This window comes from Niastella sp. OAS944, assembly GCA_024809215.1.
Lineage (GTDB): Bacteria > Bacteroidota > Bacteroidia > Chitinophagales > Chitinophagaceae > Niastella.
Genome location: JANUBW010000012.1, coordinates 196,423 through 219,478 on the forward strand (window position 1 = coordinate 196,423; position 23,056 = coordinate 219,478).

Below are 23,056 nucleotides of genomic sequence, written 5' to 3' on the forward strand. Positions count from 1 at the left end.
AATAAATTCCCGACGTTTTTCATTCTAATTGTGTATTACTTAATCGATACCTTTACCACCTTCAGGTCTTTTTCGGCAGAACTACTTCCATACAATACATCATACTCACCAGCCGCTACCGTCATTTTCCCATAACTGGTATCATAAAACTCAAATGCCGATGGCGGCAGGGTGATGACCGCTTTTACCGTTTTTCCTGCAGGAACATCTATCCTTTTAAATCCTTTCAGCGTTTTGATCGGCCCGTTAGTATCACCTGTTTTACGCACGTATATCTGCACTATTTCAGTTCCGTTGCGCCTGCCTGTGTTGGTTATTGGTATAGATATAGTAATACTGTCCCTGTTGCTTATGTTGGTTTTGCCGAGTTGCGCATTTCCTATTGAGAAGGTGGTATAACTTAAACCAAAACCAAACTGAAAAAGCGGGTCGCTCATAAAGCGGTATGTTCTGCCCTTGAGGGAATAATCTTCAAAATCGGCCAGTTGCGTGGTATCTTTATAAAAGGTAACAGGTAATTTACCGGAAGGGTTGTAATCGCCAAACAGCACATTAGCTACAGCCTGGCCGCCCGATTCGCCACCATACCAGGCCTGCAGAATGGCATCGCAACTTTCTGTTTCAGGCACCAGCCCAATGGCTGAGCCGGAGCAATTAACAAAAATAACTTTTTTACCCGCGGCCTTCAATGCTTTTAAACAATTGCGTTGTACCTCGGGTAATTGAATATCTGTACGATCGCCGCCTTTAAACCCAGGATATGACACCGGCATTTCCTCCCCTTCCAGCAAAGTGGAAAGACCACCAACGAATACTACTTCATCTATTCCTTTAAGTTTATTGATGAGGCCGCTAAAGTCGATATCTACTTCCTTACCAAAATCAAATTCGATATTTGCCTGCCAGTTGTTTAACTGTGCAAAGCGGAGTTCTATTTTATATTTTTTGCCACTTTCAACTTTGTAAGGGACCCTCGATAGCAGGGTTCGCCAGTTATCGGTCCTTCTAACCATTGTTCCGTTTACGTACAACTGCATAGAACCTGTAGCCCCGCATTTAAACACTATTTCTTCTGTACCGGCGGCAACAAATTCCGTTTCATACAAAGCTGAAAAATTTTCCAGTGCAACACCCGATGCAAATTCATGTTGACCCCCAGTGGTCAGTTTAAGCGGATTGGCTATTTGCTCTGTAATAACAGGATCGCCTTTCATTTCGCGGTTGTTCCAGTACGTAGCTTTAAACCCTTTTTTACCATCCATGGCACATTGTGAAAAATAGCTTTGCGTTACTTTGTTCTCTACCAGGTCGCATGCCTTATCATACAACACCCTGTTGGCTGGCATTTTAGAGCGGATACCATTTAGGATATTGATTGTTCTAACCGGTTTGCCGTTATAATTCCCCCAAAGCATGGGGTCATTATCTGCATTAGGGCCAATGACTGCGATTTTTTTAGCGGTTTTGTTTAAAGGAAGGATATTATTTTTATTCTGCAATAATGTCATCGATTCCTGCGCCATGTCCAGCGCCAGTTTTCTATGCGCCTCATTATTGACGATCGACATTGGAAGGGATGCCCAGGGTACCAATGCATCGTCATCCATATCGCCCAGATCGAAACGGCCAATCAATACCCGAAGCAAATGTTTGTCTATCTCTTTTTCGGTTATCAAACCTCTTGATACGGCCTCCGGCAGGCTTTTAAATGCATACCCTTCCCACACGCATTCTACATCGGTACCTGCCAAAGCGCCCTTTGCCGAAGCATGTACAGCATCGGACGATACTTTATGGCTTGTAAAAAAATCAGTAATGGCCCCACAGTCTGAAACCACCACATGTTTAAAGCCCCAATTGTCGCGCAGGATGGTTTGCAACAAACGGTTGTTGCCGCAACAGGGTTCATCATCCAGTCGCTGGTAAGCGCACATCACCTGCCGCACATCGGCATCGATCACCAGCGATTTAAATGCAGGCAGGTAAGTTTCATACAGATCGCGGGGATTTACCTGGTAAAGGTTCAGCGTATGCCTGCTCCATTCAGGACCTGAATGTACGGCGTAATGTTTGGCGCAGGCCAATAGCTTTCGGTATTTCGCATCGGCAGGCCCCTGTAAGCCTTTTACTACTGCAACGCCCATACGCGAGGTGAGGTAAGGATCTTCGCCATAGGTTTCCTGACCGCGGCCCCAGCGCGGGTCACGGAAGATGTTGACATTGGGCGTCCAAACGGAAAGACTCAGAAAGCGCCGGTTTTCTTTTCCATTCCGAATGGCCTCATGATACTTGGCACGCACCTCATCGGACGTAGCATCAAAGATCTTATATACCAATGAATCGTCGAATGAAGCAGCCATGCCAACAGGTTCGGGAAAAACGGTAACATTATCATTATTTGCCAGGCCATGCAATGCCTCACTCCACCAATTGAATTTTTTTATGCCCAACCGGGGTATAGCTGGTGACTGATCGAACATTAACGAGGCCTTTTCTTCCAATGTCAATCGCGCTATCAGATCTTTGGCCCTTTCTTCTGAAGGCAGGTTGGGGTTTTGATACGGCAGGTTTTGCGCAAAACCGTTTATCATTGATACAGATACCAATAAAACACTAATAAATCGTTTCATTTATTCAAATAGCTTTTTTATATATCGGATCGCCAATCACACAGCAACAGCTAAAGGCAATTGTTTCATCGCTTTTAAAGAGTTTATTGGTAACTGGCTGCTATCCTGCATTTCTTTCTTTTTAATGCGTTGCCAGGTTGCAGGGGTTACTTTATAATGCTTCAAAAAGGCTTTTCCAAAACTGCTTTGAGATTGAAACCCCACCATTTTGGCAATTTCGAATACCTTGTACCCACCCATCTCTAATTGTTCGGCGGCCTTTTTTAGCCTGGCCTCATTGATCAGTTCATTCGGCGTACGGGTAGTAATGGTTTTTAATTTTCGATACAGGGTGGGCCTGCTCATATTCAAAAGTTTGGCAAGCAGATGTACATCAAGCAATGGGTCGTGAAGATGGCTGGCAATGCAACTGTTCAGTTTTTTATCAAACTCTTCTTCGTTGTCTGCTTCAGGAAAATTGTTGTAAACCGGTTTTGAAGAACCAAGGTGCCGGGAAACCTTTATTCTATTGATGATCAAATTGTTGATCTGAGCTTCCAGGTAATTCCAGGGTGTAGAAACGGGCATACAGGCGTCGGCGCCAGCTTCCAGGGCTTTTATTTTTTCTTCAAGGGAATCTTCGACCGTCAGTAATATTACCGGGATGTGTGCATGGCGCGATGAAGCTTTTATTTGTGTGCATATTTTCCAACCATTCAGCGCCGGCAGCTGTACGCTGCATATAATTAATTGAATAGAAGCTTTTTCAAACACCTGGCATATTCCTTCCAGGCTGCAGGCTACAAAAAGCTGGTACGCATTGATCAGGTTTTTGTGCAGGGCATGACAGGGCTTTTGCGTCCCTGCTATCAAAAGGACGTTATTTCGCATGGCAGCTTCGTTTTAGGCAGTCAAAATTTTGTACGTGAATCAAAAACGTCAGTCGTACATTTAAAGACAAAATTAGCCCTGTCGTTAATGGCGGGCTTGCCAACTTTGTCGGAAATAGTAGCAATTTTGTTCGATCGGAAGGAGATATTGTATTACTTTACCAAAACGATTGCAAGACATGCGAAAATATAGTTATATATTTTTGGTTTATGTGTTAATCTCTTACATCAGCGTGCACGCCCAAACGGGCCATATCAATTTTACTTCGCTTTCAACCAGGGACGGTTTGTTATCCAATTCAGTAAATGCTATTCTAAAAGATCGCTATGGGCTCATGTGGTTTGCTACCGATGACGGTTTGAATAAATTTGATGGAACAAATTTTACTGTATACCGATACCAACCAGGCGACAGCTCCAGCCTGCGTACCAACGAAGTGCTTGCATTACATGAAGACAGATCGGGAAATTTATGGATTGGCACCAGCGGTGGCGGCCTCAGCCTTTACGACCGGAAAAAAGACCGCTTCCTCCATTACCCTAAACAAACCGGCACCGCCAGTCTGTCGGGAAGCGATGTCATCAGGGGCATATGCAGTGACTATCGCGGTAAAATATGGATCGCACAATATGAGGGCTTATATATGTTTGATCCTGCAACCCAATCCATTTCTAAATACCTGTTGCGGGATGGGGAGGGCAGACCGGTAAAAACAACCCTGCTTTCTATTTATGAAGACAGTAAACAAAGGTTATGGGTCTCAACCGATAACGGCCTTTTTCAGTATAATGTTCAAACAAACACTTTCAGGTTGTACGAGAACGATAAGGCAGATCCTTCCAGTTTGGCCGTAAACAGGATAAGAGCGGTGACAGAAGACAAATGGGGAAATATTTGGGTGGGAACTGCAAGCGGGTTAAGCAAACTGAAGCCAGATGGGTCGGGATTTATTCATTACAATTATCTAAAAGGTATTGAGCTTAATTATTTAGCCGCCGACGACCAGGGTTTATTATGGATAGGCAGCCTCAACGGCCTGTACGTTTATAATATACAGGCTGATAGCTTTTCGGTTTATACCCATGAAAACCGCAACCACCAAAGCTTAAGCGGTAATGGAGTGCGGTGTATATATATTGATAAACACGGTATTTACTGGTTTGGCACTTACCAGGGCGGTGTTTGCAAATACGATAAAAATCTTAATCTGTTCAATATTACCCTTAACAGCAGTTTCCAGGAAAACAGGACCAATATTGCCGTTATTACCTCTATGACTGAAAATGAGCATGGTAATTTTTTGATAGGAACAAATGGTAACGGTTTATATGAATACGATCGCAAAAAAGAACTGGCATATCCTGTAAATCTGCCGGTGAAAAACATGTCAGCCAATTCCCTGGCGGTACTGGCTTTGCTTCGCACAAAAACCAATAAGCTTTATATAGGAACTTTTTCTAAAGGTTTGATCATTGCAGACCGGCGAACAGGAACGTATAAACAAATGGTAAAGGGATCAGGGCCTAACGACCTTACCAGTAATGATATATTCAGTTTATTTGAAGACAGCAAAGGTAATGTATGGATAGGCACCAATGGCGACGGCATTATTGTAATGAATAATGATCGGGTGGTTGCCAGGTATTCGCCCCTGCCCCAGCCTAATGGCGTAGTGCATTTACCCATCAATGGCTACATAAGGGCCTTTGAGGAAGATGTTAATGGCAATATATGGATAGGCACCCATGGCGGCGGTATTGCCGTATATGAACCTGCCACAGGTAAATGGACCATATACACCCAGGAGAACAGCCAGCTGCCCAGCAATAAAATACAATGCCTGCACCAGGACAGTAAAGGAAAAATGTGGATTGGTACTTTTAGTGGCCTGGCTGCATTCGATGCGAATAAACACCTGTTTAGAATTTTTTCCGAAAAGGACGGATTACAAAACACCATGGTGTACCAAATTGTGGAAGACGCAACAGGTAAACTATGGATGTCAACCAATACTGGTATAAGCAGGTTCGACCTCAAAACAAATAGTTTCTGGAACTTCACGCATTTAAATGGACTTCAAAACTCGAACTTTGTTCGTGGTGTGGGTTTGCGGTTATCTGATGGTGAACTGCTTTTTGGCGGGTTGGAAGGATTTAATCATTTTTATCCCGACCAGCTCACTATTAATCGAAATGTACCACAGGTAATTTTAACCGATCTTAAGATCTCCAACAAATCTGTTACTGCCGGTAATGATGCTCCTATTAAAGAACATATTTCTGTAGCAAATGAAATAAGGCTGAATTATAAGCAAAATTTTGCGCTGGGATTTGTAGCCCTCAATTATACCATACCAAAACAAAACCACTACGCCTATAAACTGGATGGCTTTGATAAAGACTGGAACTATATTGGCCCAGGGAACATGGCATCCTATACCAATCTGGATCCCGGTGAATATACTTTTCGGATCAAAGCCAGCAACAACGATGGCATCTGGAGCACTAAAGACACTACAATAAAAATATTTGTAAAGCCGCCCTTCTGGCGCACCACCTACGCTTATGTATTTTATATACTTGGCATTGGCGGCTTACTCCTGTATAGCAGGTACAGAGGTTTATCAAGACTAAGAAAGAAGTTTGCTTTGGAACAGGAGCGGCAGAAAGTTAAACGTATACAGGAACTTGACCGTATGAAGTTGAAATTCCTTACAAACCTCAGTCATGATTTCAGAACGCCTATATCGTTGATCATGGGTCCGGTTGACCAGTTGATGGAAGGTGAAGGAAATCCGGGAAAGCTTGAAAAACTAAGTATGGTTAGGCGTAATGCCCGAAGGTTGCTAAACCTGGTGAATCAATTGCTCGACTTCAGAAAGATGGAAGAGCATGAATTAAAATTACAATTATCGAAAGGCGAGTTTGTTTCTTTTTTAAAAGAAGTAACAGAGTCTTTCAGCGATATGTCGGAAAGGAAAAATATCCGCTTCACATTTAAAACCTGCATCGACCGGTTAGATGCTTATTTTGACCGCGATAAAATGGAAAGGATCCTGTTCAATTTATTATCCAATGCATTCAAATTTACGTTAGCCGGCGGCCATATCACCGTGGATCTGCAAAAGGCTGAAAGTTCAGACGACCAGGAATACACCTTGGTATCGATCAACGTGATCGATACGGGCATCGGCATTCCTGCTGATAAAAAAGATATGATATTCGATCGCTTTTTTCAGAACGATACCAGCGCGGCTATACTTAACCAGGGTACCGGCATCGGTTTGTCGATCACGAAAGAGTTCATCAAATTACATGGAGGAAACATAAAGGTAGAAAGCGAACCAGGAAAAGGATGTGCATTCACCATACAGGTTCCGCTTAAACGGGTGAATAAAACAACCATCACCGAACAGCCCATCATGCAAACAGAAGAGGAAATTTCGAACATCGGCGTTAACGCTTCATCGGCAACGCAACAAGAAGATTCTATGGACAATGCTGTGTCTGTGCTTTTGGTAGAAGATAATGATGATTTCAGGTTTTACCTGAAAGACAATCTCCGCAATAAATACAAAGTAATTGAGGCTACTAACGGCAAAGAGGGATGGCAGAAAACACTATCCACTCATCCGCAACTGGTAATAAGTGATATAAGTATGCCTGAAATGGATGGAATTGAACTTATTAAAAAAATAAAATCCGATAAAAGAACAAATCATATTCCGGTGATCCTGCTTACTGCCATAACGGGCCAGGAACAACAACTCAAGGGACTGGAAACCGGGGCCAATGACTATATTACCAAACCATTCAATTTTGAGGTGTTAAATGCCAAAATAAAGAACCTGCTTTATTTAAAGAACACCATGCAAAGTACTTATTCGAAACAGATCAAGGTAATGGCCACTGACCCTGTTGTGGAATCGGCTGATGAGAAATTATTAACCGAAATAGCCACCTATCTCGAAAACAACCTCACCAATCCGCAATTGTCTGTAGAGAACTTAAGCAAACAATTTGGAATGAGCAGAAGCACGTTATATACCAAACTATTGGAGCTGACCGGTCAAACACCGGTAGAGTATATCCGTTCGTTCCGCCTTGACAAAGCTGCCGCGCTGATGGAAAAAAGCACCATGACCATCTCGGAGATCTCTTACCAGGTTGGCTTTACAACTTCTAATTATTTTGCCAAATCATTCAAGAGCAAGTTCAACATGCTGCCTTCGGAATTCATTGCAAAGAATAGAAAAGTAAACCCAAACAAACCGCAATAGCCGGCCTCTTTAATCAACAATAAAAAAGCCAGGCAGCGACCGGTTCGCTGCCTGGCTTTTTAGCTGTTGCATTTATAGTTTATTACCTTATGGAATAACAATATCATTGGCAGATGTTGCATACAACCCGATTAACGCTCCCGTAAAGCCACCTGCCACATCAGTAGAGAGAATATCTCCCGATACGGTTCCGCCGAGGTTCGTGAAACGCTGGCCATCGATAGAATAATTAAATGTATAGCTATCACCTTTGGCTGTAACATTCAATTGTACAGCACCACTTACATCCACCTTCGCGCTGGCAATTATAGTTGACTTACCGCCTTCCGTTCTTTCCAGTACTAAATAATCATCGTTGCCCTTCTTTGTTATTCCAAATACATAATTGAAACTTTCTTTTTGATAACATACCATACCAGCCAGGTCTTTCTCAGATTGCGGAATGTATTTCAAAGACACCGTGGCCTCGAAAGTGGCATGCTGCTGCCGGTAAAAAAGCGTGGAAGTAGGTTCTGCTGCTTTGATGGTTACCGGAAATGGTTTGATCTTTAAACCGTTTTGAGTGGTAGCAATGAAATTTTCGCGGGACCCTCTTACACCAATCCATCGAAAGTCGGGCTTTGATGCGGTAAATTTATCGGTGAAGGTGAAATTTCCGTTGGGTAAAAAGCCATTTTGACCAGCCTGGTTGTTAACGCCTGCAGGCATTTTTATTGTTGGCTTCAATGGTATAAGGCCGTTTTCAAACTGAGGGAATTCGCCACTCCAGTCTACAGGCAGTAAAAAAGTTTCGCGGCCGGTATTTACGCGGCCCTTTTCATTGGGACGAACGGCCAGGAACACGCCGTAATACTTTCCATTGGGACCTTCTACAAGATCAGCATGCCCTGCCCAGTCTACTTTATCTTTTCTGTCTTTTTGAAAATACCGTTGCGTAAGAATAGGATTGTTAGGCGCAGGTATAAAAGGCCCGGTTGGTTTGTCACTTACAAACACCACTTCGCTGTGCCAGCCCCCTGTACCCCCTTCAGCACACATGAGGAAATAACGGCCCTTTCTTTTATAAAGATGCGGGCCTTCGATCCAAATGGGTTTCTGGGTGATGTCTATCCCGCCGTCTACAATAATTTTATCGGTACCTGCAATGACCTCATCTTTTTTCAGGTCATATTCCCATAATTTAATGACCCGGTGCCCGTTGTACAGCGCTTTTCCTGTTGGTGGCGCATCGTTGTGAACGAGATATGCCTTTCCGTTATCATCGAAGAAAAGGGAGGGATCGATGCCATCGAACTTAAGTTTAATGGGATCGCTCCAGCCTTTGGCCGGGTCCTGGGTTTTCACAACCATATTACCAATACCACCTGCAATTTGTGTGGTGATCATGTAAAAGGTACTGTTGTACGGATTGTATTTGATATCCGGCGCATAGATGCCGGCAGATATACCTGCCTTCTCTACCTTTAGTTGAGACGGCCTGTCGAGCACATGACCCAGCTGTTTCCAGTTTACCAGGTCGTTGGAATGAAAGATGGGTACACCCGGCACCATGGAAAAGGAAGAGTTGACGAGATAATAATCATTCCCTTTCCGGGTAATACTCGGATCGGGGTAACAACCCTGCAAAATTGGACTGTAAATTTCACCCGGCTGCAATGGATTGTCCTTGTAAATGGGGTCGTTGCCCTTGTAAGTAAACTGGGTAAAGAGCGGCTCATTTTTTTCATTACCGTCTTTTTGAGAAAAAGCGTTCATATGAACACATAAAGCCGTGAAGACGATATACACGCCTCTCTTTTGCCATGCTGTTAGCCTGAATCTTACATGCTTCATTATTGTGTTTTTAAGTTTTCTTTCACTTAATCCTGCTTCACATACTGCAATACAAAAGTAGTTTCACACCATAAAAGCGTATGGCAGAAATCACTTAGATAATAGTCCAAATGTTTAAATTAACATGTAGGTAAAGAATCGAAGATGGGTATGCATAAGTTTATTAAAAAAGCAGCCGTTCATAACAAACATCTTAAAAAAATGGTTACCCGGTTGGGTAACCATTTTTTTATTATTAAGAGGAACCTTCTTATTGATATTGCGGGTTTTGATATGCTTTTTTCTGATCGTCGGTCATATCCATTGCCTGTATCTGTCCGCTTGGAATTGGGCGCAGATAGAGGTATGGTTGAATTGTGCGTGTATATGTAACAGGTGTATGGTCGCCTTTTGCGGTACCGCAAATTTTGAAAGAGCCGGCCAGTTCAGCCCATTTTTGGGTGCGTACCAGATCTAACCATCGGTAACCTTCGCCAAAATACTCGCGTGAACGTTCTGCCAGTATATAATAAATGTCTATAGTAGCCGGTGTAGCTGCTATCATAGCGGCACTATTGTCCTGCACTTTAGCCACATTGCCATTGTTATCCCAGCTCCATTTACCGGCGCGGGCGCGAATTACATTTATCAATTCCTTTGCGTTCTTTCCGGGTTTTGGTGTTGCTCCCATCACGGCTGCCTCTGCTGCTACAAAGTATAATTCAGAAAACTTAGCAATGTTGTAAGGGCGGGTAGAGCCTGCGTTTGGTTGTCCCAGACCACCGGCATTGTCGGTACGGTAGGGTCCCATTTTCCAAAGCCCCGGATATACTATTCTGCTTATACCATTTGGGGAAATCACAAAATCGGGTCTTCCCGGTAAAACGCCTGCGCCGATATTGCTTTTATAAGTCGTATTGCTGTAATCAATAGGAGTTGCCGGTTCATCGTTCAGGAAGGTGAGAACCGCATCCGTTGGTTTAACCTGCATAAAGTTTGCATTATAGTAGGCTGCCGTAGCGTCACCTGCTTTGTTCCAGTTACCGCGGTAAACGGTAGTAAAAGTGCCGTCGTAACGCGAATCGTTGGTTTTGTCGGCAAAGGTGTTTTTAATTACATCAATCGGCGGGCACATACGGGTCCATGGGCGACCCAGGTGTTGCTCCGCTTCGCGGATAACCGTGTTTTTAGATGTCCATGGTGCTGAAGGGGAAGCGCTGCTTTGGATCTCGGTATAATTCCAGGTCATCATCCAACCGGCAAAATTATCGGGCGCGCCGCCGCTGCCATTCGTAAGACTGCCTGCATTATAAAACTCACTTTTCTCAGTATGGTCTGCATATAACATTATTTCAGGGTTACGGTCTTTGATGCCTACATGTATATCATAGAATGTGGGCTGTAATGCAAAGGGGCCGGGGTTCTCTATGGCCGTTGTGGCTATATCATATGCCTGCTGAAAGTACCACTGCGCATTGTGCCCGTCGGGGTCAGTGCGCGGCGTTTCGGGATAAGTAGGAATATTACCGGGATTTTGAAGCCACCAGCCATATGTTAGGTAAGCCTTGGCCAGGTATAAACGGGCCAAAGTTTTTGTAACAGCACCGGTAATACGCGGTGTTGCCGGCAAATCGTTTACCGCTGTGAGCAGGTCGGGGAAAATGGCTTTCGTATATACTTCCGGTACAGTATTACGGGTAGATATTCTTATGCTTGAGGTATTGAACTTCAGTTCTCCTGAACCAAGGTCTAACGGAACACCGCCAAATGTTTGTACAAGCAGAAAATAATCGAATGCACGGAAAAATTTGGCTTCGGCGCTTTGGGCTGCCGAAAGGCCTACAATACTGGCATTTTCAATAATACCATTGGCAGTGTTGATATTGGAGAATGCAGTTCCCCAAATAACATCTGAACGGCTGGTTGAGGGGGTCAATTGCCCAACTCCCGAAAGATCATGGTCCTTGAAGTTTCCATCGGCCTGCTGCCCCCATGTTGCTTCATCAGTGCCTGTTTCGGAAGCGTTATAATAATAAGCCTGGCCGTAAATATAGCGCAGGTGGGCATATAGTGATGTTATTCCTCCCTGGATACCTTTTTCGGTTTTAAAAAATTCAGGCGTGTAAATACTGCGGGGTTCTTCTTTTAGTATTTTGGAACAACCTGCTGCCAATACCAGGACCAGCGCTGATCCTATAAAAACGTTTATTTGTATGCGTTTCATGTTAACCGGAATTTAAAATGACATATTAACGCCCAACACATAATTGCGGGTAGAAGGCGTGTTAAAACCTACAGTGAGAATGCGTTTCTGAAAACCGCCTGTTGCAACATTTTCATTGCCGTATGAATTGGTTTCAGGGTCCATGCCCGATTCCTTATGGAACGGCGAAAACATTACAAACGGATTTTGAACAGTAAAGTACATGCGCATTTTTATACCTGAGGACCTCATCAGTCTTTCATTGAAATTATAACCCAGCGAAATGGTGCGGATCTTCACGTAAGAAGCATCAAAATAACCCAGGGTACTTGCATATTTAGGATTGTCGCCACTAAGAGGGCCGGCGGGGTTGGGATACTTTGCGCCTGTATTATCTGGCGTCCAGTAATCCACTTTAATATTGCCCCTGCGACCGGTCATCATGTTCAAATAGCCGGCTGGGCCGTACAATGTGCTTACCAATACGCCACCACTTTTGAAGATGCCCACAACACCCAGGTCGAATCCTTTATAAGATACCCTTGTGTTAAAGCCACCCTGAAAATCGGGATCTACATCAATAACCTGCCTGTCCTTGTCGCCAATGGCGCGAGCCGGCGTGCCGTCGGGGTTATATTCGCCGGAGTATTTCACTTTTATCATGCCTACCTTGCCTGCCGGACCTTCCAGAATATTCAGGTGTTGATCTTTGTCCTGCCATAATCCAACTTTTTCAAAATCAAAAATAGCATCGATGTTGTGACCTACAAACCAGGCATTGCCCTCGTCCTTTTGTGTACCCGATGCAAGGGCTACCAGCTTGTTGCGATTAGCATAAAAGTTTACGCCTGCATCCCAGTTCCAGCCGTTATGATCTTTAAGTATGCTTCCGTTAAGTGTCAGTTCAATCCCTTTATTCTGAGTTTCCCCAATGTTTGAAGTAATGCTGCTCACGCCCGATGTAGCAGGCAGGCTCAGGGGCAGTAGAATATCTTTGGTGTTCGTTATATAATATTCAACGGTACCCGACAGGCGATTGTTCAACAGCGAGAAGTCGAGACCATAGTTCCAGGTAACCGAATACTCCCAGCCCAAATTGGCATTGGGTAACTGGCTCACATAAGACCCTACTGCGTAATTGTCGCCAAAGTTGTAAGGCCGCACAGCTAACCGCCCCAGCGTAGCGTAAGGCGCAACTGCCTGGTTAGAGGTTTGACCATAACCTACACGCAATTTTAGTGCATTGATAGGGGTAACCGGCTGCATGAAAGACTCATTCGCTATATTCCAACCTACAGAGATGGCAGGATAAGTATGCCATTGATGGCCTGGAGCAAGCCTTGAAGAAGCATCAGAACGCAATGTAGCCGACAACATATAGCGGTTATCGTACGTATACATTGCACGGCCCATCCACGACATAAGTCCCGTTAACTGATAATCCTGGTTGTTGGGGTCGATGGTTTTTTCGCCAACAGCCTGGCCCAGGTTATAGAACTGAAATGCATCTGCAGGAATGTCCTTCGCCGCCATAGATGACCTGGTATACCTGTTTTGCTCGGCAGAGTACAGGGCTACTACATTCAGGGTATGCTTGTGGGCAAAAGTGCGGTCATAATTGAGTAGGTTCTCAACTACCCAGTGATACGTATGCGAATTACCAACACCCGCTGTGGAAACGGTTAACGGATTACTGCTGCCGATGCCCTGGCCTGTGTAGTTACCATCGTTGGTTTGAATGAAATCGAGACCCAGGTTGGTACGGTACTTCAAACCTTCAACCCAGGGAATTTTTACTTCGCCATACACTGAATTATAAGTAGCGAATCCGCGGGTTTCGTTTAACCATTGTTTTTTGTATTTGTCTACTACGCTTTCTGTAAGCACCCACTGCTCATCTAACGGCATCTTTATTGTTCTTTTCAGTGTACCGTCGGCATTATAAGGGTTTGCAAGAGGCGACATGCTTAATACTCCGTATAACCCTATCTGGTTGCCCTGGGTAAGATTGTAATTATTGTTTGTAGTAAAACCGATACGCACATATTTACCTACCTCCTGGTCAAGTGATCCGCGCATGGAATAACGTTTGTATTGCTGCGTGGGAATTACTGCCTGGTTTTGATAGTAACCTACACCGAAGTTGTAACTACCCTTTTCAGCCCCGCCTGAGATATTAAGATCGTGGCTTGTAACGGCCCCGTCTTTGTAAAACATGTCCTGCCAATCGGTATTGGTGCTGTCATTTTCATCACCACCCGGCTGGGTAGTATACCTGCCCGATGCTTTGCGAAGTGCAGCGAATTCGGCGCCGTTCATCATAGGCACTCTGGCAAATAATTTCTGCACGCCGTAATAGCCGTTGTATGATATTCTTGGTTTTCCACCTTTTTGTCCTCTGTTGGTGGTTATTAAAATAACGCCATTAGCGCCACGCGAGCCGTAAATAGCAGTGGCCGAGGCATCTTTCAGCACTTCAACACTTTTTATATCGTTCGGGTTTATATCGCCGATGTTCCCGGGAAAGGGAATTCCATCAAGTACTATCAACGGGTCATTTCTGTACAGGTCGTTATCGGTAGTAAGTGAGCGCGTACCCCTGATACGGATCTGCATGGCAGCGCCGGGTTTAGAAGAAGTTTGCGCCATTTCCACGCCTGGTAAACGGCCCTGCAAAGCCTGTGAGATATTAGGCGCCGGTACCTCCCGCATTTTATCACCATTTATTGAAGCTACCGATCCTGTTACAGCTTCTTTCCGCTGGGTGCCGTACCCTACCACTATTACCTCACCTTCCAACTTCGCCAGTGGCAGCAACTTCACCTCTATGGTTTCCCTGTTATTAACAGCTATCTCCTGCCGCTCAAAGTTTACCGAAGTAATAACGAGAATGCCGTTTGATGGCACAGTGATGGAAAAATGCCCCTTTTCATCGGCATTTGCACCAACACTCGAACCTTTAAGAGAAATGGTAGCACCGGGTATAGGTTTTCCCAATTCATCCAGAACACTGCCCTGCACGCGCACATTGTTTTGCGCCAAAACAGGTAAAGAAAAGAGTAATGCAAAAAAGGTTGAAAGCAGGAACCGGTTTCGTGCCGGATGGCCCTTCAGCCTGTAATTGGCTGTAATCGTTTTTAATAAAGCATTCATAAAAGCAGTTTTAAGTAATGATACCGCATTGTTTTTTCTGCCAGCCGTGGGTAAAGGTTCACTTCAGTTTGTAACAACTAAATAAAATGTGTAAATGACTTTTTATAGCCTTTGTAAATGAAAGGCGATCAAAGGCGAGACGGTTGATATACAATAAATCGGCAAGCATGATAAACAATTGGCAGTTCGAATGTAGGTCTTTTTTTAAAATATTGCAACCGATTGCATATTTTTTATAATTTTTGTTGCATTACCTGCAGCACACCACTTCCCTTCATATATATATATATATTGCCCGTTTATAAAAGAAAATTTGGTTGTACTATTTTTTTTACGATTTTTATGCAAGCGATTGCATTGATACAACTTATGCTCAATAAAGAAGTCACGATATACGATATTGCCGAAAGACTAAACCTTTCTCCTGCAACTATAAGCCGGGCCCTGAATGACGACCCTGTTGTAAAAAAGAAAACCCGCAAGGTTATTCTGGAAGCCGCAAAAGAGCTTGGCTATCGCAAAAACACTTTTGCGCGCAACCTCAGGAACCAGCGTACCAATACCATAGGCGTGCTGGTGCATGAATTGAAAAGTAACTTCATCACTTCTGTACTGGCAGGTATTGAGAAAGTGACCACAGAAGCGGGTTACGACCTCATCATTGCCCATTCTTCGGAAAGTTTTGAAAAGGAAGCAGCCAATGCACTGAACTTATTTCATAAAAGGGTTGACGGGCTCATTGCATCGCTTGCATCGAACACCGAAAACCTCGACCATTTCACGCCATTTGAAGAAAAGAACATACCAGTTGTTTTTTTCGACCGCGTAGAGGAAAATTCAAACAGCACCAAAGTCATCATAGATAATTACACCTGCGGTTACCGGGCCACACAACACCTTATTGAACAGGGGTGCAAACGAATTGTACTGGTAACAGCCGATCTAAGGCGCAATGTATATGGCCAAAGGCACCAGGGTTATGCCGACGCTCTGGCAGCCGCCGGCATTGCCTATGATGAAAGCCTGGTATTGATAAAGGATCTGAGCGAACAATGCGGCGTAGAGGCGGCACTGGAGATCATTGGCATGAATAAAAGGCCCGATGGCGCCTTTATTACTAACGATTTTTCAGCTGCGGTTTGCATGCAAACCTTAAAAGAGCATGGCCTTCGCATTCCACACGACATTGCCGTTGTTGGGTTCAACGACGATGCCATCAGCAAGATCATTGAACCGCAACTTACCACCATCAGGTACCCGGGTACAGAAATAGGCGAACTGGCCGCGTTAAACCTCATCAATCACCTGCAGGGGATAGCTAATCTGCATCACACAAAAACGGTTATTGTACGGTCGGACCTCGTTATCAGACAATCTTCATTAAGAAAAAACTTAAATGGCCCAACTCATCTATGATCAAAATATTTATATCCTTCGCAACCATTACAACCACCTGCTTTTTTGCGCCCATACAAATACAGGCGCAAATACAGGATCAGCAGCCGATCCCTTCATTGAAAGAAACCTTTAAAAATGAATTCCTGATCGGAACCGCATTAAATACTTCGCAGATCCTGGAAAAGGATGTAACTGCAAACAAACTAATAACACAGCAGTTCAATGCAGCTACTCCCGAAAATATCATGAAGGCTGAGATCATACACCCCACGTGGAACCAGTTTGATTTTACCCTGGCCGATAAACTGGTTGAATATGGAAGAAAGAACAATATCAAAATAAATGGCCACACCCTTATCTGGCATAGCCAGTTGCCGCGCTTTGTACGGCAAATAAAAAGCCCCGATTCACTCGCACAATTCTTCGCTGATCATATCACCACCATTGCCAGCCATTATGATGGCAAGGTGCTTTCATGGGACGTTGTAAATGAGGCGCTGGAAGAAAATGGTTCCTTACGCAAATCGATATTCCTGCAGCAACTAGGTGAAGGTTATATTGTAGAAGCATTCAGGCTCGCGCAAAAAGCAGCGCCCCATACAGAACTGTATTACAATGACTACAATATTGAGCAACCGAAGAAAAGGGCCGGCGCAATAGAAATAATAAAAAAGATAAAAGCAGCAGGTGTACGTATTGACGGGGTAGGTATCCAGGGGCATTGGCGCGCGTCAAAGATCCCCCTGGCCGAAATAGAACAAAGCATTCTCGACTTCTCGGCCCTTGGGGTGAAAGTGATGTTCACAGAACTGGACCTCAGTGTGCTGCCCAATCCATGGGACAGCGACAATGCCGACGTAAGCGCCACAGCGGGCAACAGTAAGGGCAAAGACCCTTACCCCAATGGCTTGCCCGACTCCATGCAAACCATACTGGCAAAAGGTTATGAAGATCTGTTCAGGCTGTTCCTGAAACACAAAGACAAGATCAGCCGCATTACATTCTGGGGAGTAAATGATGGCCAGTCTTGGCTAAACAACTTTCCAATTCGCGGAAGGACCAACTACCCTACCCTGTTTGACAGGACCTATACAGCCAAGCCGGCCTTTTATGCTGTTATTGCAACGAAGAAATAGTTTACTGCATAATGATTTACTGATCATAATTCATAACATCAATGAACACCAGCCCGGGAAAATTATCTGTAGTTGAAAAGATCGGCTACAGCCTTGGTGATTTGGCCGCTAACCTCATTTTTCAGACGTTAATGGCATTTCTCGCCTTTTTTTATACTGATATTTATAAAATACCTGCCTCGGCCGCTAGCCTGGTCATGCTTACCGGCGGTATTTTAGGCGCCTGTTTCAATCTGGTAATGGGCGCCATTGCCGACAGAACCAATACCAGGTGGGGTAAATTCCGTCCATGGGTTTTGTGGACAGCCCTTCCTTTCGGCATCATTTCACTCCTTGCATTTTCTACGCCCGATTTTGGCGAAAGCGGTAAAGTGCTTTATGCCTTCCTTACTTATTTTCTGCTGGTTATTGTATACTCCGCCAATAACCTTCCTTACTCTGCACTTAGCGGTGTGCTTACAGGTGACATGAAAGAAAGGAACAGTTTATCTTCCTACCGCTTTGTTGCCGTAATGGTAGCGCAGTTTATCATTCAGGTATTCCTGTTACCACTGGCGCTTTCACTGGGTAATGGTAATAAAGCAAAGGGATTTGAAGAAGTAATGCTCATTTTCGCCGGCACAGGTATAATCTGTTTTTTGATCACTTTCCTTACTACCAAAGAACGGATTGTACCACCCAAAGAACAAAAAACCGCAGTAGCGCAGGACCTGAAAGACCTGGCAAACAACAGGCCCTGGATCATTATGCTTATCGTTACTGTACTTGTATTTATTACGCTTGCCCTGAAAGGCGGCATGAACATCTACTACTATAAATATTATCTTACAAATAGCAGCCAGACCGAATTCCTTAACAGCGTTGGGTTTAATAACATCATTCAGGCGCTTGGTAATATTTTTGGCGCTGACTCCTTCTCTGCATTCAGCCAGCCAGACAGCGCACCTTATGCAGCCGCCAGCTTTGCAAATGCTTTTAGTACCATAGCCATGATCGTTGGAATATTCTTTACCAAACCCCTTGCCGACCGGTTTGGAAAACGAAATGTATTTGGCCTGTTTGTTACCATATCAGCCATTTGCCTCATAGCTATATGCTTTTACAATAACAGTGCTGTTTGGCCTGTTTTTATTACCCAGGTGCTCCATGGTTTCTTTTATGGAATAACGATCCCATTGTTGTGGGCAATGATAGCAGACGTAGCGGATTACAGCGAATGGAAGAACAACAGGAGGGCTACGGCCATTATTTTTTCTGCCATGATCTTTGGCCTGAAGTTGGGACTGAGTATCGGGGGCGCATTATCGGCCTGGCTTCTCAGTCGTTTCGGTTACCAGGCAGATGCCGTGGCGCAAACCACTGCCGCTACAGATGGCATTAAATTACTGATAAGCCTTATACCAGGGTTAATATTCATTGCAGGCGCCTGTTTGCTATTTGGTTATTCAATTAACAAAAAAGCCGAACTGGAAATTGAAAAAGCATTGAAGGAAAAGAGGAAACCACTTGTATCATAAAAAAACTTTTGTATGCCGGAAGATAATATTGCACATATAGATTTTGAACAACTCAACCAGCAGGCCATCTCGCAACCACTGGTAAAACATATGTATACCGCCGATCCTTCTGCACATGTATTTAATGGCAGAATATACATTTACCCTTCGCATGATATTGATGCAGGCATTCCATTCGATGACCTGGGCAGCCATTTCGCTATGGAAGATTATCATGTACTATCTATAGATAAAACGGGCGCTAACATCACAGATCATGGTATTGCCCTGCATGTTAAAGATGTGCCCTGGGCCCACCGGCAAATGTGGGCGCCCGATGCAGCTTATAAAAATGGAAAGTATTATTTATACTTCCCTGCAAAACGCGCCGATGGCATCTTCCAGATAGGCGTAGCAGTTTCATCGTCACCTGAGGGCCCGTTTTTAGCCGAGCCCGAAGCAATACATGGCAGTTATTCTATTGACCCCGCCGTTTTTTGCGATGACGATGGTAAACATTATATGTACTTCGGTGGACTATGGGGCGGTCAGTTGCAATCGTACAGAAACAACAAATACAATGTTGAATTGGGAGAACCGCAGCCTGGGGAACCCGCTTTAGGCCCTCGTATTGCTTTGCTGACAGAAGACATGAAACAATTTGCAGAATCACCCAGAGAAATTCTCATTCTTGATGAATTTGGCAAACCCTTACCGGCCGGCGACAACAACAGAAGATTCTTTGAAGCTTCCTGGATGCACAAATACAATGGCAAATACTATTTCTCCTATTCTACCGGCGATACACATTTCATTTGTTATGCCATGGGCGATAACCCTTATGGACCGTTTACCTATAAAGGCATTGTATTACTTCCGGTGGTAGGCTGGACGAACCATCATTCCATTGTTGAAACAGATGGCAGGTGGTTCCTGTTTTATCACGACTCCAGTTTATCGCGCGGGGTTACACATCTAAGATGCGTAAAGATGACAGAGTTATTCTATAACGAAGATGGTACTATCCAAACCGTTAATCCATACAAAGGCTAACCATGAAGCGCTATGTGCCGTTACTACTGTTCTTCACCATTGCATTTGAAATTTCTTTTTGCCAGGTAAAACTGCCCCGTTTGATCAGGGATAGCATGATACTGCAACGGGATACAAAGCTCAGGATATGGGGTTGGGCAGGAAAAAACGAAAAGGTAAGTATTACCTTTAATAATAAACAAGCTACCACAAAAGCCGGCCCCGACGGCAAATGGTTTATATCGCTGCCTCCTATGAAAGCAGGCGGACCATTTACCATGAATATTTCGGCCAGCAATAAAATAACGCTTAAAGATATATTGATTGGCGATGTATGGCTTTGTTCCGGCCAGTCGAACATGGTACACCAAATGGAATTACATGGTGTTACTTATGCCAATGATATTGCAACTGCCAATTATCCGCAGATCAGGCAATTTTGGGTTGAAAATAAAAGCGACCTGAATGGGCCACGTGATAATTTAACCACTGGCTCCTGGAAATCGGCCAACCCCGAAGATGTAAAAGCATTTTCTGCTGTTGCGTATTTCTTTGCAAGAAAGACCTGGGAGAAATATCATGTACCCATTGGCATCATCAATGCCAGCATAGGCGGTACGCCCATAGAAGCATGGACCAGTGAAGAAGCACTGGCAGCATTCCCGTCAATAATGTCAACCATTCAAAAAAATAAAGACACAGCTTATATTACTGGCTTAAGCAGAAGGGCATTTGCAAACCGTAACAACAATACGGCACCCGCTATACATGACAAAGGACTAACAGGACCGCTTACCTGGTACGATCCAAACTATTCTCCCAAAGGCTGGCATAACATAGCCATACCCGGCTATTGGGAAGACCAGGGTATAAAGGACCTTAATGGCGTAGTATGGTACAGGAAAGAAGTGGAGGTACCTGCATCGATGGCAGGAAAAGCAGCCCGTGTATTTTTGGGAAGGATCGTTGATGCGGATGCTTTATATATTAATGGGCAACAGGTGGGTAATACAACGTATATGTACCCTCAGCGACGCTACCATATTCCTTCAAACCTGTTAAAAGCAGGGAAGAATCTGTTTGTGGTTCGTGTAACTAATAACAGCGGTAAGGGAGGTTTTGTGCCCGACAAACCTTATTATCTGTTTTCAGGTAACGACACGGTTGATCTTAAAGGATACTGGCAATATAAAGTGGGCGAAGTTTTTGAGCCGCTCACACGCGGAGGAAGTTTTGGTATTGCCGCACAAAACCAGCCAGCGGCTCTTTTTAACGCTATGATAGCGCCATTGGTGAATTACGCAATAAAAGGGTTTATCTGGTACCAGGGTGAATCGAATACCGGCCGGGCCGAAGAATATGCAAAACTACAACCGGCACAAATAGCCGACTGGCGAAAACAATGGCATCAGGGCGAACTACCCTTCCTGTTTGTACAGCTTCCTAACTTTATGGATGTTTCTTATTTACCGGCAGAAAGTCAGTGGGCGGCGTTCAGAGAATCACAATTAAAATCCCTGTCGGTGCCTAATACTGCAATGGCAGTAACCATTGATGCAGGTGAATGGAACGATATACATCCGGATAATAAAAAAACAGTAGGCGACCGCCTTGCACTGGCTGCCTGGAAACTGGCTTACAATGAAAATGACCTGGTAGCATCGGGACCAATATATCGCTCGGCAATCATTGAAAACAATAAAATTATCCTCAGCTTCAATCATACCGGCTCCGGGCTTATGTCCATCGACGGCGAGCCGCTTAGTCAGTTTGCTATTGCAGGGGCCGATAAGAAATTTGTTTGGGCCAACGCACAGATCGAAGGTGACAAAATAGTTGTTTGGAGCGATCGGGTTGCCGCGCCGCTGTATGTAAGATATGCATGGGCCGACAACCCTGATGGCGCCAATTTATACAATAAAGAAGGGTTGCCTGCCTCCCCCTTCCGTACAGATCAATAACTGATCATTTTATATTATTTAAAGGATCGCGGTTTTAAAGAAGACGCTCTAACGATCAGGTCAGCTGGCAAAATGGTGGTTTCTGTTGATAAACAAACTTCGCCTTTTGTAAGGGTATTGATCAGTTGCAGAGCGGCTACACGCCCCATTTCCATACCGGAATAATTAATGGTTGTAATAGCAGGTACGGTCAGCCTGCAAATGGGATCATTATTAAAACCTACTATCGCAATATCATCCGGAACCTGTAAGCCATGTTCCATCAGGCTACGCATACAGGCAGCTGCTATCAGATCACTCGTAACAAATAACCCATCAGGTTTTCCCTGCATTGCCAAAATTTGTGTCGCAGCTTCTATACCTGCCTGCTCAGTGATGTTTTTCACAATAAATATATCATCTTCAAATGGAATATTATGATCGGTGAGGGCTTTACGAAAACCGGCATACCTGTCTCTATAAACATTTCTTTCGAGACACGAGGTGATCATGGCTATACGTTTACAACCCTGTTGAATCAAATGCTGTGTAGCGGCATAGCCCATTGCGGCATTGTCTATTACTACGTTGCAGTTATCACTACTTGTATCTACCCGGTCAAAAAAAACCACGGGCCTTCCCTCCCTGGAAAATACATTAAAATGGTCCATATTGTCGGTGCCAAATGAAAGCGACGCCAATAACCCATCTACCCCGTGATCTAAAAGCAATTGAACATTGGCTACCTCCTTTTTCATATTTTCCTGCGAGTGCATGATCATCATTTCATATCCTGCCCCAAAAACCACTTGTTGAATACCGATCAATGCAGATTTAACAAAGTCGCTTTGCAATGAATGCACAATTACCCCAATTGTTTTGGTGGTACTATTTCCCGTTTTTGTTTTAATATATCCCGATTGATCACCCCGGTGCGTAACAGATAAACGGTTCCTGCCGGGAACCTTGTGGCTTTTGTAAGGAAAATCTTTGAGCGATCTTCCATTGTTGAGTGAGGACAGTTTAGTCTTCCAGGTCCCTTCATTTGATGTAGCACGTTTTCCTGCTGGCATGCAATACTGTTTTCTCTAAAATAGGTTTTTACCT

Annotated in this window: 12 protein-coding genes; 6 read left to right on the forward strand and 6 right to left on the reverse strand. The window is 44.2% G+C overall.

The annotated features are described in order from the left end of the window. Positions 1–35: 35 nt before the first annotated feature. Both xyl3A and GGD38_RS33510 read right to left on the reverse strand, forming a co-directional pair. On the reverse strand, positions 36–2,630 hold the full coding sequence (gene xyl3A, locus GGD38_RS33505) for a xylan 1,4-beta-xylosidase (RefSeq protein ID WP_375302469.1): 2,595 nt from the start codon (positions 2,628–2,630) through the stop codon (positions 36–38). Between the two features lie 36 nt (positions 2,631–2,666). Then, entirely contained in the window at positions 2,667–3,500 is an 834-nt protein-coding gene (locus GGD38_RS33510; RefSeq protein ID WP_375302470.1) for a helix-turn-helix domain-containing protein, read from the reverse strand. A 211-nt stretch (positions 3,501–3,711) separates the two neighbouring features. On the opposite strand from GGD38_RS33510, the gene GGD38_RS33515 reads away from it, so the two are divergent. Further along, positions 3,712–7,779, forward strand: coding sequence for a two-component regulator propeller domain-containing protein (locus GGD38_RS33515; protein ID WP_375303949.1), 4,068 nt, complete (start codon positions 3,712–3,714; stop codon positions 7,777–7,779). An 87-nt stretch (positions 7,780–7,866) separates the two neighbouring features. Here the strand turns inward: GGD38_RS33515 and GGD38_RS33520 are convergent, their stop codons facing one another. From GGD38_RS33520 to GGD38_RS33530, 3 genes are all read right to left on the reverse strand, one after another. Continuing rightward, the gene (locus GGD38_RS33520) at positions 7,867–9,612 is read right to left on the reverse strand and encodes a glycoside hydrolase family 43 protein (protein ID WP_375302472.1); all 1,746 of its coding nucleotides are present in this window, start codon (positions 9,610–9,612) and stop codon (positions 7,867–7,869) included. A gap of 250 nt (positions 9,613–9,862) precedes the next feature. Then, positions 9,863–11,815 (reverse strand): RagB/SusD family nutrient uptake outer membrane protein, encoded by a 1,953-nt coding sequence (locus tag GGD38_RS33525; protein WP_375302473.1) that lies wholly within the window; start codon positions 11,813–11,815, stop codon positions 9,863–9,865. Between the two features lie 12 nt (positions 11,816–11,827). Next, positions 11,828–14,947 carry a SusC/RagA family TonB-linked outer membrane protein gene (locus GGD38_RS33530; RefSeq protein WP_375302474.1) on the reverse strand — a complete coding sequence of 1,040 codons (3,120 nt, stop codon included), beginning with the start codon at positions 14,945–14,947 and terminating at the stop codon, positions 11,828–11,830. A 342-nt stretch (positions 14,948–15,289) separates the two neighbouring features. Here GGD38_RS33530 and GGD38_RS33535 point away from each other — a divergent pair, with 342 nt between their 5' ends. Genes GGD38_RS33535 through GGD38_RS33555 form a run of 5 tightly spaced genes read left to right on the forward strand, consistent with a single transcriptional unit; the run spans position 15,290 to position 21,970 of the window. Next, positions 15,290–16,363: a LacI family DNA-binding transcriptional regulator gene (locus GGD38_RS33535; protein ID WP_375302475.1), complete on the forward strand. Its 1,074-nt coding sequence runs from the start codon at positions 15,290–15,292 to the stop codon at positions 16,361–16,363. Next, complete coding sequence (locus tag GGD38_RS33540) at positions 16,360–17,481, forward strand: endo-1,4-beta-xylanase (RefSeq protein WP_375302476.1); 1,122 nt, start codon at positions 16,360–16,362, stop codon at positions 17,479–17,481. Before GGD38_RS33535 ends, GGD38_RS33540 begins: the two co-directional genes overlap by 4 nt. 41 nt (positions 17,482–17,522) lie before the next feature. Next, on the forward strand, positions 17,523–18,998 hold the full coding sequence (locus GGD38_RS33545; protein ID WP_375302477.1) for an MFS transporter: 1,476 nt from the start codon (positions 17,523–17,525) through the stop codon (positions 18,996–18,998). A 12-nt stretch (positions 18,999–19,010) separates the two neighbouring features. Further along, positions 19,011–20,030, forward strand: coding sequence for a glycoside hydrolase family 43 protein (locus tag GGD38_RS33550; RefSeq protein WP_375302478.1), 1,020 nt, complete (start codon positions 19,011–19,013; stop codon positions 20,028–20,030). A gap of 2 nt (positions 20,031–20,032) precedes the next feature. Continuing rightward, positions 20,033–21,970: a sialate O-acetylesterase gene (locus GGD38_RS33555; RefSeq protein ID WP_375302479.1), complete on the forward strand. Its 1,938-nt coding sequence runs from the start codon at positions 20,033–20,035 to the stop codon at positions 21,968–21,970. A gap of 14 nt (positions 21,971–21,984) precedes the next feature. Here GGD38_RS33555 and GGD38_RS33560 read toward each other — a convergent pair whose 3' ends face one another. Next, the gene (locus GGD38_RS33560) at positions 21,985–23,022 is read right to left on the reverse strand and encodes a LacI family DNA-binding transcriptional regulator (RefSeq protein WP_375302480.1); all 1,038 of its coding nucleotides are present in this window, start codon (positions 23,020–23,022) and stop codon (positions 21,985–21,987) included. Positions 23,023–23,056 lie beyond the last annotated feature (34 nt).

Coding starts and splice junctions, on each gene's coding strand:
- xyl3A (WP_375302469.1), bottom strand. CDS start 2,630: ATGAAACGATTTATTAGTGTTTTATTGGTATCTGTATCAATGATAAAC.
- GGD38_RS33510 (WP_375302470.1), bottom strand. CDS start 3,500: ATGCGAAATAACGTCCTTTTGATAGCAGGGACGCAAAAGCCCTGTCAT.
- GGD38_RS33520 (WP_375302472.1), bottom strand. CDS start 9,612: ATGAAGCATGTAAGATTCAGGCTAACAGCATGGCAAAAGAGAGGCGTG.
- GGD38_RS33525 (WP_375302473.1), bottom strand. CDS start 11,815: ATGAAACGCATACAAATAAACGTTTTTATAGGATCAGCGCTGGTCCTG.
- GGD38_RS33530 (WP_375302474.1), bottom strand. CDS start 14,947: ATGAATGCTTTATTAAAAACGATTACAGCCAATTACAGGCTGAAGGGC.
- GGD38_RS33535 (WP_375302475.1), top strand. CDS start 15,290: ATGCAAGCGATTGCATTGATACAACTTATGCTCAATAAAGAAGTCACG.
- GGD38_RS33540 (WP_375302476.1), top strand. CDS start 16,360: ATGATCAAAATATTTATATCCTTCGCAACCATTACAACCACCTGCTTT.
- GGD38_RS33545 (WP_375302477.1), top strand. CDS start 17,523: ATGAACACCAGCCCGGGAAAATTATCTGTAGTTGAAAAGATCGGCTAC.
- GGD38_RS33550 (WP_375302478.1), top strand. CDS start 19,011: ATGCCGGAAGATAATATTGCACATATAGATTTTGAACAACTCAACCAG.
- GGD38_RS33555 (WP_375302479.1), top strand. CDS start 20,033: ATGAAGCGCTATGTGCCGTTACTACTGTTCTTCACCATTGCATTTGAA.
- GGD38_RS33560 (WP_375302480.1), bottom strand. CDS start 23,022: ATGCCAGCAGGAAAACGTGCTACATCAAATGAAGGGACCTGGAAGACT.